Source organism: Polaribacter filamentus (assembly GCF_002943715.1).
Lineage (GTDB): Bacteria > Bacteroidota > Bacteroidia > Flavobacteriales > Flavobacteriaceae > Polaribacter > Polaribacter filamentus.
The window spans coordinates 793853-809407 of the sequence record NZ_MQUA01000013.1 but is presented as its reverse complement, the minus strand read 5'-3'; the positions used below and the strand labels follow the sequence as shown (position 1 = coordinate 809407).

Genomic DNA, 15555 nt, shown 5'->3' with positions numbered 1-15555 from the left:
AGCATTTTCCAGAATGTACAACAAGTAAGTAAACTGATTTTTTTTTAAATAATCTACAATTAGATAAAGAAAAACTAATATCGTTAAAGCGCTTGACGTCCTAATTATAACCTGAACTTATTCCGTTTTATGGAGCTCTCGGCTTAAAAAAGTATATACAAAAGTTAATTCTTCTATATAACTATTATACTGACTAGCTCCATAATGCCCCTCATTTTCTTGGGTCCATAATAAAATAGGGTTCGTTTGTTGGAGCCCATTTTGTAATTTAGCAGCAAATTTATAAGAGTGATTAGGGGGCACTCTTGAATCATTTGTTCCTGTAATAATTAATGTTGAAGGATAATTTATACTTTCTTTTAAATTGTGAAGTGGAGAATACGAAAGCATATTTTTAAATTCTACTTCATTTTTGACTGTTCCAAATTCACTGGTATTTGTATAATGCGCACCTGCTTCTGTTTTTTCAAAACGTAACACATCTAAAACACCTACATTTATTACAGCAGCGCCAAATAAATCTGGTCTTTCAATCATTGCACCGGCCGTTATCAATCCTCCATGAGAACTTCCTATGATCCCTATTTTTTTAGGTCTAGTGTATCCTTCGGTAATTAAAAAATCCGCTGCTTTTGTAAAATCTAAAATACCGTTTCTTTTCTTTAAATTTCTTCCTTCTTGCCACCAATCATAACCAAACTCTCCGCCACCTCTCACGTGAACATAGGCAAATGCACCACCGTTCTCGATAAAAGAAATAACACCAGGATTAAAGGATGGTTGTGCAATAACACCATAACCACCATATGTATTTAGTAAAAAGGGAGTGCTTCCGTTTTTGGGCAAAGAATCTTTGTAAACAATAAAAACAGGTACTTGTACGCCATCATGAGACGCAAATGTTGTTCTCATAAATTTATATTTAGAAGAATCAAACGCCACTGCTTTTTGACCTAAATACGTAAACTTGTAAGTGGTTAAATCTAACTTACAAGTTACAGATGGAATCGTGTATGAAGATAATTTAAATGTCAATTCTTTTTTTTCTTCATCATAATATAAGCCACTTACGGCTAACCCTTCCGGTGTAACAACTTCACCGAGGACGAACCCTTTTAAATCCGTTACAGTTAGTAATGATGAGTTTTCTAATTGAAATGATGACACTATTTTGTTGTCAGCAAACACAGCATTAGTAAAAATAGCTCCTTTGTATGAAGGTGTTAATAATGCCCATTTTTCAGGTTCGTTCAAGGGGAAGTTAATAACGTATTTTTTGTTATTAATTTTTGTACTTGCAAAAACGGTGTCATTTTTAAAGTAATGAACATCGATATCGTAATTAATATCTTTAAAAATTGATGTAAACTGTTTTAGATCTAGTTGCGGTCTTAAATAATAGTAACTATAGTTATTTTTAGAATTATCCGATTTTTTAAGAATGAACAAACTTTGTTTCCCAACACCATACAGACTCAAATATTCGTCTTTAGTGTCTACATTAAAAATTGAAGCATCTTCTGTTTGCTCTGTACCTAATTTGTGATACTTTAATACAGGAAAACTTCTACTTACTTTCTCTGTATTGTATTTATTTTTTACATAGAAAAAACCTTGACCATACCAATTAATTTGTGGTGCAACTACTTCTGTTAATACCTCTTTAAAGAAATGTCTTTTTTTAATTCCTACTATTTTAATTTCTTTCCAATCACTTCCATTTCTGTTGTATTGATAGGCTAAAAAATGGTCACCATAAGAAGGATTTAAATTCGTGAAAATGATGCGGTCTTTTTTAGAAATAGCATTTGGTGTTATTAATTGCTGATAGCTAGATTTATTTCCTTTTTTATAATAAATACTTGCTTGAGAATTTCTACCCGGATACATTAATTTGTAATAATATTCTTGGTTTTTTTTATTTTCAATAAAGTTGTTATACTCCATTTCACTCCAAATAAAAGATTTCATGTTTGCCTTAGCCCCATTTGTATTCGCTAGTTTATTTAAGTATTTTAAAGCCACTTTATTTTGTGCTGACACCCAATCTACAACCTCAGAATTTTCTGTGTGTTCTAACCATTGATAATTGTTTGTAATTTCTATAGAATGGTAAGTATTTACTATGGGTTCCTTTTTGGTTAACGGATAATTAACTTGTCCTGTAATAACAAAACTCCATATTAAAAACACGAACAGTAACAATTTTTTGTACATCATTTATTTTTACTTTTCAATAATAATTTTTAAGAGTCAAAAGTAGCTGTAAAATGAAGAGTTTACAATAAATAGGTAGTTTTTATATTGATTTTTAATAGGAAATTCTACTTTTCTAAAACTTAGTATATTTTGTAAAAAAATATTAAAACGACAACTATTCTAATTCTAAAATAACTTTAAAAAGTATATTCGCGCCATGTGGATGTATTTAGGCTTATTGGCTGCACTTTTTTTAGGAGTACATAATTTAGTAAAAAACGTGCAGTAAAAGGTAATGAAGTGTTCCCTGTTCTTTTAGGCACTATTTCTAGGGGATTTTTATTTGTTGCAATATTTTATGGACTCGCTATTTTTTATCCTGATTATGCGCTAGAAAATGGTTATAATTTTCAGCAATTTTCTTGGAAAATACATGGTTTTATTTTTATAAAATCTGCAATAATGGCTGCTTCTTGGATTTTAGCCTATCAGGCTTTAAAGCATTTAACAATTACTATTGTTACTCCAATTCGCTCTGCTGGGCCTTTTTTTACCCTTATTGGGGCTATTGTTATTTATAAGGAAAGTCCTAATTAATATCAATGGATGGGCTTTTTCTTTATTACTTTTTCGGTGATTTTGTATTCTAGAATAGGAAAACAAGAAGGCATTAATTTTAAACGTAATAAATGGATTTTTGCTATTATTGGCGCTACCTTCTTAGGTGCTTCTAGTGGTTTGTATGATAAATTTTTAATTCAGAATTTAAGTTTAAATCCACAAACCTTACAATTTTGGTTTTGCTTATATACTATACTTATTTTATTGGTTATCTTAACTATTAACTGGTTTCCATATGCAGAAAAACGAAAAGCATTTAAATTTAGATGGTCTATTATAGCGGTGGGGGTTTTATTGCAGGCTGCAGATTATTTCTACTTTAAAGCTTTGCAAGATCCTGATGCACTTATTATGTTGTTGTCTGCTATAAAACGAAGTCAGATTTTAATTGCAGTTGTTGTTGGTGGACTTCTCTTTAAAGAAAAAAATAAACGTAAGAAATTAATTCCCTTATTTGGAATAATGATAGGAGTTTTTCTGATTTTGTACTCTTAATAATTTTATTATTCATAATCTAATCGTCTAATATATTTTTACTTTACATCTAATCCGTAATTTAAATTTACAACTATCAATTTTGTTTATTAAAGAATATATAAATGTTTATCCAAAAAAGAATGAACATTCATTTTTGTTATATATTTGCATCAGGATAAAAGCAATATGGCAACACTTCAAAAAAGTATCGATAAACGGAATGCACTTGTAAAAGCAACAATTGAGTTGGTAAACAATAATGGTTTCCACGCTACACCAATGAGTAAAATTGCAAAAATGGCGAACGTTTCTCCAGCTACTATTTATTTGTATTTCGAAAATAAACAGGACTTAGTAAATAAAACTTATATTGAAGTAAAAGCAGCATATACAAAATATGCTTTTGAAAGTTATAATGTAACAATGCCAGTTGAGGCTGGGTTCGAATTGATTTGGAATCGCATTGCAGATTTCAAACTAAATGAGTGTGAAAACGCCATGTTTTTAGCGCAGTGCGATAATACACCAATTATTGATGAAGCCAGCAGACAAGAAGGAATCAAACATTTGCAACCACTACTCGACCTATGGGCTCGTGGTAAAAAAGAAGGTATTGTAAAACCAATGTCCGATTATATTTTGTACGCGTATGCTATTAATCCGTTGTCATTTTTAATGATGTCTCAAAAACGAGGAGCATTTACTTTGGATAAAACACATTTAAAAGAAGCCTATCAATTGGCTTGGAACAGTATAAAAGTTTTTAAATAATATGAAAAAGACAGCTATAATATTAGGAGCATCAGGTTTAACAGGTACTATTTTACTTCATAAATTAATTGAAGATAAAAGATACGAAAGTATAAAATTGTTTTCGCGTTCTAAAATTGAAAAATTGCCAAATAAAGTAACCCAATTTATAGGTAATTTACTAGAATTAGAGAAATTTAAGGTTGATTTTACTGCAGATGAAGTGTTTTGCTGCATTGGTACAACTGCAAAAAAAACACCTGACAAAAAACGTTACAAACAAATTGATTACGGTATTCCGGTAACTGCAGCAAAACTTGCTAAAGAAAATAATATTGAGACATTTTTAGTGATTTCTTCAATGGGAGCGAATAAAAGAAGTACCATATTCTATAATAAAACAAAGGGTGAAATGGAATATGCTGTGTTACAACAACGCATAAAAAACAGCTTTATTTTAAGACCTTCTTTGATTAGCGGAGAGCGAAAAGAACAAAGAATAGGTGAAAAAATAGCCTTGGTAGTTTTTAAACTAATGCAACCCCTACTTATCGGAAATTTAAAACAGTACAAAACAATAGACGCCGAAAATATTGCGAAAGCGATGCTTTATTTGGCAAATAAGAAAATGAATGCCGAAGTCATCATTACTTCAAACCAGATATTAAAATTATCCAAAAAATAATTAAAATAAAATTGATTTAAATGGAATTATTAGACAAATTAAACTGGAGATACGCTGCAAAAGCGATGAATGGTAAAAAAGTATCAGAAGATAAAATAGAACGTATTTTAGAAGCTGCACGTTTGGCGCCAACATCTAGCGGATTGCAACCTTTCGAGATTTTTGTAGTTAAAAATCAAGCTATTAAAGAAGAAATTAGACCAGTTGCCTGGAATCAATCTGTGGTTACAGACTGCTCTCACCTACTCGTTTTTGCTGCTTGGGACACGTACACAGAAGATAGAATTAACCACATGTTCGATTTAACTAACGAAATCCGTGGCTTTAAAAACGAAGGTTGGGAAAACTACCGTCAAATGTTATTAGGCTCGTATCCTCAAAAAGATGCCGAAGAGAATTTTAATCATGCGGCTAAACAAGCATATATTGCTTTTTCTCAAGCAATTACTGCAGCAGCTTATGAAAATGTAGATTCAACTCCGTTAGAAGGTTTTGATGCGAATGCAGTAGACAAAATTTTAGGATTACGTGAAAAAGGATTGCGTAGCGCTGTTTTATTACCATTAGGTTACAGACAAGAGGATAAAGATTGGCTGGTAAACTTAGTAAAAGTTAGAAAACCTATGGCAGAATTAGTGACCGTAATTGAATAGTGAATCCGTTTTAAGTGAACCGATTAAAAAGAAAAGAAGATGAACAATTTTGAATTTAAAAATCCGACTAAAATTATATTTGGAAAGGATTCTATTAAAAAATTAGAAAATGAAATCCCTAAAGATGCCAAAGTTTTACTATTGTATGGTGGCGGAAGTATCAAGAAAAACGGAATTTACGACCAAGTAAAAAAAGCATTAGCGAAAGTTAATATTGTTGAATTTGGCGGTATCCCTGCGAATCCTGAATATGCTTTGTTGATGGATGCTTTAAAGGTAATTAAAGATGAGAAAATAACTTATTTATTAGCCGTTGGTGGAGGTTCTGTAATAGACGGAACAAAATTTTTATCCTCTGCAGCTTTATTTGAAGGTGAGACTCCTTGGGATATTTTATCAAAAAATATTAGAACCGAGAAAGGAATGCCTTTTGGAACGGTTTTAACGTTACCAGCAACAGGTTCTGAAATGAATTCTGGTGCGGTAATTACAAGAAAAGAAACCAAAGAGAAATTGTCAATGGGTGGTCCAGGGCTGTTTCCTGAATTTTCTATTTTAGATCCGCAAGTAATTGCTTCTATTCCGCAGCATCAATTGGCAAACGGATTAATGGATGCTTTTACGCATGTTTTAGAGCAATATATGACGTATCCGACGGAAGCTTTATTACAAGACCGTTTTGCAGAAAGTATTTTACAAACCATTATTAAGGTTGCTCCGAAAGTATTAAAAGATCCAACAGATTACAAAGCGGCTTCTAACTTTATGTGGAGTTGTACGATGGCTTTAAATGGATTAATTCAGAAAGGAGTCCCAACAGATTGGGCAGTTCACGCAATGGGTCATGAGTTAACGGCTTTATTTGGGATTGATCACGCACGAACGCTAGCAGTAATTGCACCAAGCCATTATAAGTTCAATTTTGAAGCTAAGAAAGAAAAATTAGCGCAATATGCAGCACGTGTTTGGAATATTACGGATGGAAACACTGATGATAAAGCATATGCTGCAATTGAAAAAACAGTTGCTTTTTTCCACGAATTAGACATCGATACCAAATTATCTGATTATACAAAGGATTACGAAGGAACGGCCGAAAAAATAGCACAACGTTTTACAGATCGTGGTTGGTTAGGATTAGGCGAGCATCAATCGTTATCACCAGATAAAGTAGAGAAAATTGTAAAAATGGCGTACTAAATAGCACTATGAAAATAATAAAATCAATCCTTTTAGCACTAACAATTATTACAGCCTCAAGTTGTAAAAACAATAAAACACGAGTATCTTCTGAAAACGTTTCAGAAGAAATAACAACAATTTTAAAAAGTAAAAAAATGAACATATTATTTGTAGTAACATCTCATGATAAATTAGGAGATACAGGAAAAAAAACAGGATTTTGGGTAGAAGAATTTGCAAATCCATATTATAACTTATTAGACAAAGGCGCAACAATTACAATTGCAACTCCAAAAGGAGGCGCTGCACCAATTGATCCAAGTAGTGATACTCCAGATGCTGCAACAGCAGATACAGAGCGTTTCAATAAAGATGCGGATGCAAAAGCTAAAATTGCAAATACACATAAATTATCAGACATGAATCCTGATGATTTTGATGCTGTCTTTTATCCAGGAGGACACGGACCTTTATGGGATTTAGCAAACGATAAAACGTCGATTGCTTTAATTGAAAAGTTTAATAATCAGGCAAAACCAATTGCTTTTGTATGTCATGCACCAGCTGCTTTGCAGAGTGTAAAAAATGCCGATGGAACACCATTAGTAAAAGGTAAAAAAGTAACCGGATTTACAAATACAGAAGAAGCTGCTGTTGGTCTTACAAAGATCGTTCCTTTTTTAGTGGAAGATATGTTAAGTAAAAATGGCGGTATCTATTCTAAAAAAGAAGATTGGGCAGCGTACGCTATTCAGGATGGTAATTTAATTACTGGTCAGAATCCAGCTTCTTCTGAACTAGTTGCAGAAAAATTATTAGCAAGTTTAAAATAAAATTTATTTTTATTTTATTAAAAAAAGGTTGTCTTACAAAGACAACCTTTTTTGTTGGTTATTATTTTCCCATTGTGAAGAATGAGGCACTCTTTTAATAGTTTATATTTCCTGTTATAAGATTTTTATTTATGCTTTATTAAAATGACAATTGAATAGTTACGATGTCTTTCTGAGCTTGTTGAAAAATAATTGATTTATTGTTATAGCTTCTAAGTTTTATTTTTTTTTCACTGACCATTCGATAGCTACACTCAATACTTTCAATAAAATATACTTTCATTTGAGTAATGCTCGAGATAAATTCAAATAAATAAACCTTCCTGAGACCCGCAGGAATCTAGATTTATTTTATTTTTCTTACATTCTACAAGATATTGCACTGTCGCGCACTAACCGTTAAATTCTATAAATGCATAGCCGCTTCATGCCTCTTAAGTTTTTACTAGAATAAAAATAGGTCGGTTAAAAAAAAAAGATTAAGACAATAATTTAAAAGTAATCTTAATTCCTTGTATGATCATACCGGTACCAATTATTGCAATAATTAATCCCATAATTTTCCCTATTACTGAAATTACATTATTACCAACGGTTTTAACGATAAGATCGCTTAATCTAAAAGTAAAATAAGTTAATAAACTCATAGATCCAAAAATAGCAATTACTAAGAAAATTTGTAAAGGAGCTGCATTAGATACAAAATTCATAGCCGTTACAATCGTTCCCGGGCCTGCTAAAATAGGTATTGCTAATGGTGATACTGCAATATCTTCATGTACATTGACATTTTTAATACTTTTCATATTAGATTGTTTTGACTGTAACATTTCAAAACCAATAAAAAAATTAAAATACCCCCTGTTATTTTAAATGCAGGAATACTAATATTAAATAATTCAAAAATATATTTACCTAAAAGAATAAATACAGTAACAATTGTAAACGCAATTAAGTTGGATTTTTTATTAATAGCTCTTTTTGTTTTTTTTTCTAAGCCTTGTGTCAACGAAACAAAAACAGTCATGTTTGATATCGGGTTCGTTATAGCAAAAAAACCTGTAAATACGGTAATCGAGAATGTTAGTAGGTTATCCATATAATGCGAAATTTTAAAAGTGAAAGAACTTAAATTACTTTCTTATTACCTATACCCGTTGTGCATTTAAACAATATTGACTTTTAAATTGTTTATATTCCTATTAAAAACAAATTTGTTAATGTATTGAATGATAGTTAGTGCTGTTAATTTTGAGAGAATTCTTGTCTTAAAACCTTCAAAAGTTTTCGCATAATTATTCCGTATTTTAAACTGGTCACAAAGTTGAGAAAACAAGGTCTCAATTCGTTTTCTTTTCTTCCTAAAAATATACGTTTGTTTTTTGTAATTCTGTTGATTTTTACGCATTGGAACTTCTAATTTAATTTGTTTACTCTCAAATAAATCTAACTGATAGTCCGCACTTAGGTATCCTTTGTCCCCTAAAACCACACAGTTATTAAACTGATTTTTAATGTCTTTTAAATAATGAATATCATGTACAGAAGCTTTGCTAATATCAAAACTTTTAAACACGCCATCAATAGAACAAACAGCATGTATTTTATAGCCATAATAATGCATGTTTTGACTAGCACAATAACCTCTATTTGGGGCTGAATAAAAGTACTCTTTACAAACTTTACTTCTCCCGCTTCTTGAGAGTTTTACAATCTCCAAAGGCATACTATCTACTACATAATAGTTTTCAAACTCCGTGAACTTATTGGAGAGTTGAGTTCTTATAAATTCAATGGCAAAAAATAATTTTCGCTTCCGTTTATTGTAAACTGATCGCTCTATTTTAGCAAACAAATATTCTGGAATATCCCGAAACAACTGACATTCACTGTCTATACCCATATATTCTGCTGTTAAATTCATAGCGATTAATTCAATGTCTTTTAGTTTTGGTTTCCTGTTTTGACGTAAAAATTGTTCCTTTTCTGTAATTGTGGCTAAGACTTCTAAAATTTTATCGTAATTTGCTCTAAAGTTATTCATCGTATTTAATCGATTGATTGTCAATTAAATATACGACTTTTAATAGTCAAATGAATAACTTTTTTTAACTATTTATAATGCACAACGGGTTACCTATATATTTTTGTTTTTTTTTGAATCATTAGATTCTTAGTTTATTTTAAACTATATACTATTATTAAATAGGTGTATTCATTTTTATTTTCCATTGCCCTTTTGACTACTTTTAAGGTAAATTCATAGAAACAAACTTAACTACCGGCCGCTGCGATGAACTCACATCGGTCATGAGTGGATTGCCTTGCAGATAGGTACCTATTTTGTAGGCTACCTCTTTAATACTTCCTCTCAATTTTATTTCTAGAGGGAATAAATATCCTAAACTAGAATGTAACCTTTTAATATCATGCCAATTAATGTATTCATCAAGAGCATTTAATAATTGGATGTATGATATGAATTTACAAGTTCTACAATCATTACTCTAAATTGATTACCGTACTTTTTTATCATAAGTCAAATATTAAATTTAAGAGCTTACTAAATATAGACACGCCGGTAAAACTTACCAATCTCAGGTAACTAAGCTCTGAATTCCGTGTTTTTAAGCATGAAAACTAGTTCTTGCAGCTTTATTAGGATACAATTATCCTTCTTTTCTTAGAACCTCTAATGGCGGACTTTTTAAAACACCTCTAATATTGCTCAAACCAATGAGTAACACCAAAAGCGTAATACCTGGTAGAAATACTAAAAACGGAACGACAGAGGGGATAAATGGTTCTTTAAATACTAACGTCGCTAATAATTGACTGCTTACAAGCGATAATAAGATACCAACCAAACTGCCCAACATCCCTAAATAGACATATTCAAGTGCTGTAATTTGCAGAATTTGTTTGCTCTTAGCGCCTAATGTTCTAAGCAACACACTTTCTTTTATGCGTTGATACTTACTGTTTCTAACAGATCCTATTAAAACAATAAGTCCTGTAAGGATACTAAAGAACGCCATAAAGTTAATGATCCATGATATTTTACCTAAAATATCTTCAACGATAGTAAAGATTTGTCTTAAATCTAAAATCGAGATATTTGGAAATTTCTTTACTAAATCTCTTTGTAAATCCGCAGAACTAGCATCGTTAGGCACATAGGTAGTAAGCACATTAAATTGCGGTGCATTTTCTAAAACGCCCGCCGGAAAAACAATAGAAAAATTCAATTGTAAATTTGCCCAATTCACTTTACGAATACTTCCAACAGAGGTTTCCATTAAAACTCCTTGAACATTAAATACTACTATATCGCCAATCTTTAAACTGGCATCTTTAGCAATATTATCAGCAATAGAAATTAAAATGGGTTCGTCTTGTTTTATTTCTTGTACCCAAGTTCCTGCTACTATTTCTTCGGATGCAATTAATTCAGCGCGAAATGTAGTTCTAAACTCGTGGTTTAAAATCCAACTATTGGTGGTTGCTGTAGAATCTTGACGAATATCATTGACCAACCGATCTTTAATACGATGCATTCGCATGGTTACAATTGGTATATTATCAATAACTTCTAAACCTTTTGGTAGTATTGTATTTACAACAGCTTCTTTTTGATCTCTTTGCACATCCATTAAAATAATATTCGCATCTTTTGTTTTATTTTCTATGGATGTTTTTGCCAATAAAATATCTTTGGTAAAATATAAAGTACTAATTAAAAAAGTTCCCAATCCTATGGCTAAAATCAACACCATTGTTTGATTATTTGGGCGGTATAAATTTAACAAACTTTGTCGTTTTGTAAAACCCCAACTAGAAGGAAAATACTTTTTGATAGCTTTCATAAATAGACTTGAAACTCCAGCCATAATAGCAAAAGTAATCAAAATACCAACCGTAAATAGCAAGCCGTTAAAAGCATCTTTTAGCAACCAAAACGCAAATAAAAAGATAAAAAGGATGATGGCTGCAAAAGTAAATAGTCGTGCTTTTCTTGGTTTTACCAAATTTTCATCTGTGCCTCTTAATACTTCTAAGGGCGACACATACCAAGTGCCTAATAAAGGCAATAATGCAAATAAAACCGACATTAAAACACCCAGCGTTACGCCCATGATTAAAGGAGTTGCTGAGATGGTTATTTGAACATCAAAAGGTAAAAACCCTTTTAAAATATACGGAAATGCATATTGTAACCCAATGCCGATAGCAGAACCTAAAATACCGCCAATCAATCCGATGCCTAAAATTTGCAATAAGTAAATTAAAAATGTTTGTTTTCTGGTAGCTCCAAGGCATTTTAAAACAGCTACGTTTTTTAGTTTTTCTTTGATGTAAATATGCACAGAACTTGCAATACCAATACAACCCAATAAAAGCGCAATGAATGCTGATAAATTTAAAAATCTACCCACGTTATCATATTGTCTGCCTAAACGAGCACTCGTGCTAGTGTGAGTATCGAGATCCGCATTTTCAGCATCTAAAATAGGATCTAATTTTTTATCCAATAACTCCAAATCCATGTTAGGCGGCGCAACAAAAAAATACTGATATTCTTTTCTACTTCCTATTTGTAGTAATTCAGTTTCGTCTATAAATCGAAAAGGAATTAACACAGTTGGTGCAACTGAACTAGAAATAGCGGTTGTACCTGGTATCGATTTTAATGCTCCAATAATGGGGAATTTTAGCTTGCCTAACTTAATAGAATCTCCTGGTTTTAAATTGTATTGTAACAATAAAGTTGCATCAACCAAAGCACCTCCTAATTTTTGATAGGTTGCTGCTGCATCTGCTGGTGCTGTATCTAAGCTTCCGTAAAAAGGAAAAGCACCTTCTATAGCGCGCACTTTTACTAATTTTGTTCCTTCAGTTTTCGGAAACGCTGCCATGGATACAAAATTAACTTCAGATGCAGCTGCTCCTAAAGAATCTATAATTGCTAGCACTTTTTTGGAAGGAAGTTGTTTGCTGTCAATTATAAAATCCGCACCCATTAAACCTTTCGACTGATTTTTAATATTGTCTTTTAAATTCTCACTAAATAATTGAATGGAAACCACCGCTGCAATTCCTAAAATAATAGACGCCATAAATAATAGCAATCTAGAAATACTTGCTTTTCCATCTCGCCAAGCCATTTTAAACAGCCATTTTATGGGAGTTTTTGAGGTTAATTTACTCATGAAACGGCCAATGTTTTTTCATTAGACATGATCTTCCCTCCTTTTAATCTAAGTATCTGCTGTGTTCTGTTTGCCAACTCTAAATCGTGTGTAATAATTACCAAAGTAGTCCCTGCTTCTTTATTTAATTGAAAAAGCAATTGAATTACTTTTTCACCAGTTTCTTCATCTAAATTTCCAGTAGGTTCATCCGCAAATAAAATAGAAGGTTTGTTAGAAAAGGCTCTTGCCAATGCCACTCGCTGTTGCTCACCACCAGATAATTGTGAAGGATAATGATGTACACGATCGGATAGACCTACTTTTTCTAAAAGTTCTAAACCAACTTTAGCGGCATTTTTTTCACCTTGCAATTCTAAAGGAACAATCACATTTTCTAATGCGGTAAGTGTAGGCAGCAATTGAAAATTTTGAAATATAAAGCCCACTTCTTTATTACGCAATAATGCGCGTTCATCTTCATTTAAGTCTTGTAAATTACTTCCGCACAATTCGATACTTCCTGCACTTGGGTGATCTAGACCAGCACACAAGCCCAATAAAGTGGTTTTTCCGCTACCCGAAGGTCCTACAATAGAGAAAATACTTCCCTTTTCAATATCAAAAGAAATATCGCTTAAAACTGTTAATTTTTTTGAACCGCTGGTATATGTTTTTTCTAGTTCGTGAATCTTTAATATCTTTGTGCTCATATTCATTTCATATAATTTTACTAAAAAATGCTAAAACTGAAAAATAAACAATTGGAACTAAACTTTAGAGATCGTGACTTTAATATTTTCTTAAAGTTATGTTATTTTTCATTAGTTATCATGCTGCTTTCTTGTGGATCGGACTCGGCTAAAAAAGCAGATAAAACAAAAACTGTACCCATTAAAACAGAAATTAAGAGCACTGCAAAAAGCACTACAAAAAAGATATTATTTTTTGGTGATAGTTTAACAGCTGGTTATGGTTTAGAGGATGTAAAAGATGCTTTTCCTGCATGCATTCAATCTAAAATTGATTCGCTTTCGCTAAATTATATTGTTTTAAATGCTGGTTTAAGCGGTGAAACAACCGCTGGAGGAAAAAGCAGGATAAACTGGGTATTAAACAATAAAAATATTGATATTTTCATATTAGAACTAGGAGCAAATGACGGTTTACGAGGCATTCCTTTAAAAGAAACTAGAAAAAATCTACAAGCTATTATTGATGCTGTAACACAAAAAAATCCGACGATAAAAATAGTCTTAACAGGTATGCAACTTCCGCCAAATATGGGAATCGATTATACTACAGAGTTTAAAACTATTTTTCCTGAATTGGCAAAAAAGAATGGATTGGAATTAGTTCCGTTTTTATTAAAAAATGTTGGTGGTATTTCTGCATTAAATCAAGCGGATGGTATACACCCAACTATGGAAGGGCATAAAATACTTGCAAATAATGTTTGGGTTATTTTAGAGCCAATGATTACTTTGTAACTTTTCGTCTTTGCGAAATTACGAGGCTTTTTTGCCGAAGTAATCTGTTTAATACGTGTTCCAATCATAAGATTACTTTGTACTTTCTCCTCGCAATGATGGTAACAACTACCCATAAAAAAACCGAACATTGCTGTTCGGTTTCAATTCATAAAGTATAAAAAACTACACCATTAAAGCTGCAATCTTTTTGTACGTACCATTTTCTAACAATGCTCTAATTGCAGAAAAGGCAGTAATTGTTTCGTCTATATCTTGTTGTGTATGAGTAGCTGTTGGTATCAATCTTAAAATGATTAATCCCTTAGGTATTACTGGATACACTACAATAGAACAGAAAATTCCATGATTTTCACGCAAATCATTTACCATTGCCATTGCTTCTGGGATATCGCCTTTTAAAAATACAGGAGTTATACAAGTTTGCGTCGTTCCTAAATCGAAACCAGCTTCTATTAAACCAGATTGTAATGCATTTGTGTTTTCCCACAATTTCGCTTTTAATTCTGGCATTGTACGCAACATATCTAAACGTTTTAAAGCACCTTTTACCATTGCCATTGGCAACGATTTTGCAAACGTTTGAGAACGCATATTGTATTGTAAATACTGAATTACATCTTTATTACCTGCTAAAAAGGCACCAATACCTGCCATCGATTTTGCAAAAGTTGCAAAATATACATCAATCTCATCTTGCACGCCTTGTTCAAAACCAGTTCCTCTACCGTCTTTACCTAAGGTCCCAAAACCATGTGCATCATCTACTAAAAATCTAAAATTATATTCTTTTTTAAAGGCGATAATTTCTTTTAAACGCCCTTGCTCACCGCGCATTCCAAAAACACCTTCGGAAATTACTAAAATTCCGCCACCTGTTTTTTCTGCCATTCTTTTAGCACGCTTAATGTTTTTTTCAAAACTCTCCATATCGTTGTGCCTATAAACAAAGCGTTTTCCTGCATGTAAACGAACACCATCTATAATACATGCATGAGTATCCATATCATATACAATAATATCGTGTTTTGTTACCAATGCGTCTATTGCAGACATAATACCTTGGTATCCAAAATTTAATAAGTACGCTTTTTCTTTATCTACAAATTGAGCACATTCTCTTTCTAATTGCTCATGAAAAGGTGTATGTCCTGACATCATTCTAGCCCCCATTGGGTATGCCAATCCGTGCTCTTTTGCAGCGGCACCGTCAACTTTTAACACCTCTGGATGGTTTGCAAGACCTAAATAATCATTAATACTCCAAGTGATTACTTTCTTGCCATTAAAAGACATTCTATTAGAAATTGGACCTTCTAGTTTGGGAAACACATAATAGCCTTCTGCTTTATCTGCCCATTTACCTAAAGGCCCTTTATCTTCAACTATTCTTTCAAATAAATCTTTCGTCATTTTTCTATTTTTAATACCTACTACAAATTAACCGTTTTTTTTACAATTATTCAAATAGTTAGC

General features: G+C 32.0%; 11 protein-coding genes and 2 pseudogenes. 7 read left to right on the top strand and 6 right to left on the bottom strand.

The genetic code is table 11. The annotated features are described in order from the left end of the window. Positions 1–117: 117 nt before the first annotated feature. Positions 118–2220, bottom strand: coding sequence for a prolyl oligopeptidase family serine peptidase (locus BST83_RS05785; RefSeq protein ID WP_104808963.1), 2103 nt, complete (start codon positions 2218–2220; stop codon positions 118–120). A 196-nt stretch (positions 2221–2416) separates the two neighbouring features. Here BST83_RS05785 and BST83_RS05780 point away from each other — a divergent pair. The 6 genes and pseudogenes from BST83_RS05780 (at position 2417) to BST83_RS05755 (ending at position 7400) form a co-directional block, all read left to right on the top strand. Beyond that, positions 2417–3315, top strand: a pseudogene (locus tag BST83_RS05780) (EamA family transporter). 168 nt (positions 3316–3483) lie between these two features. Then, on the top strand, positions 3484–4068 hold the full coding sequence (locus BST83_RS05775; RefSeq protein WP_104808962.1) for a TetR/AcrR family transcriptional regulator: 585 nt from the start codon (positions 3484–3486) through the stop codon (positions 4066–4068). Between the two features lies 1 nt (position 4069). Continuing rightward, complete coding sequence (locus BST83_RS05770) at positions 4070–4732, top strand: NAD-dependent epimerase/dehydratase family protein (protein ID WP_104808961.1); 663 nt, start codon at positions 4070–4072, stop codon at positions 4730–4732. A gap of 20 nt (positions 4733–4752) precedes the next feature. After that, a complete protein-coding gene (locus BST83_RS05765; RefSeq protein WP_104808960.1) occupies positions 4753–5385 on the top strand; it encodes an NAD(P)H-dependent oxidoreductase in 633 nt (210 codons plus the stop codon). A gap of 39 nt (positions 5386–5424) precedes the next feature. Beyond that, complete coding sequence (locus tag BST83_RS05760; RefSeq protein ID WP_104808959.1) at positions 5425–6585, top strand: iron-containing alcohol dehydrogenase; 1161 nt, start codon at positions 5425–5427, stop codon at positions 6583–6585. Between the two features lie 8 nt (positions 6586–6593). Then, entirely contained in the window at positions 6594–7400 is an 807-nt protein-coding gene (locus BST83_RS05755) for a type 1 glutamine amidotransferase domain-containing protein (RefSeq protein ID WP_205853559.1), read from the top strand. 479 nt (positions 7401–7879) lie between these two features. Here BST83_RS05755 and BST83_RS05750 read toward each other — a convergent pair. The 4 genes and pseudogenes from BST83_RS05750 to BST83_RS05735 form a co-directional block, all read right to left on the bottom strand. Continuing rightward, a pseudogene (locus tag BST83_RS05750) lies at positions 7880–8499 on the bottom strand (MarC family protein). A 66-nt stretch (positions 8500–8565) separates the two neighbouring features. Next, positions 8566–9444 (bottom strand): IS982 family transposase, encoded by an 879-nt coding sequence (locus BST83_RS05745; protein WP_104808411.1) that lies wholly within the window; start codon positions 9442–9444, stop codon positions 8566–8568. A gap of 625 nt (positions 9445–10069) precedes the next feature. Next, positions 10070–12565 carry an ABC transporter permease gene (locus tag BST83_RS05740; RefSeq protein WP_104810805.1) on the bottom strand — a complete coding sequence of 832 codons (2496 nt, stop codon included), beginning with the start codon at positions 12563–12565 and terminating at the stop codon, positions 10070–10072. Between the two features lie 41 nt (positions 12566–12606). Next, the gene (locus tag BST83_RS05735) at positions 12607–13302 is read right to left on the bottom strand and encodes an ABC transporter ATP-binding protein (protein ID WP_104808958.1); all 696 of its coding nucleotides are present in this window, start codon (positions 13300–13302) and stop codon (positions 12607–12609) included. A gap of 27 nt (positions 13303–13329) precedes the next feature. On the opposite strand from BST83_RS05735, the gene BST83_RS05730 reads away from it, so the two are divergent. Beyond that, positions 13330–14079: an arylesterase gene (locus BST83_RS05730; RefSeq protein WP_104808957.1), complete on the top strand. Its 750-nt coding sequence runs from the start codon at positions 13330–13332 to the stop codon at positions 14077–14079. A 165-nt stretch (positions 14080–14244) separates the two neighbouring features. On the opposite strand, the gene capB is transcribed toward BST83_RS05730, so the two are convergent. Beyond that, positions 14245–15492, bottom strand: a complete 1248-nt coding sequence (gene capB / locus BST83_RS05725; protein WP_104808956.1) for a cysteate-C-fatty acyltransferase — start codon at positions 15490–15492, stop codon at positions 14245–14247. Positions 15493–15555: the final 63 nt, after the last annotated feature.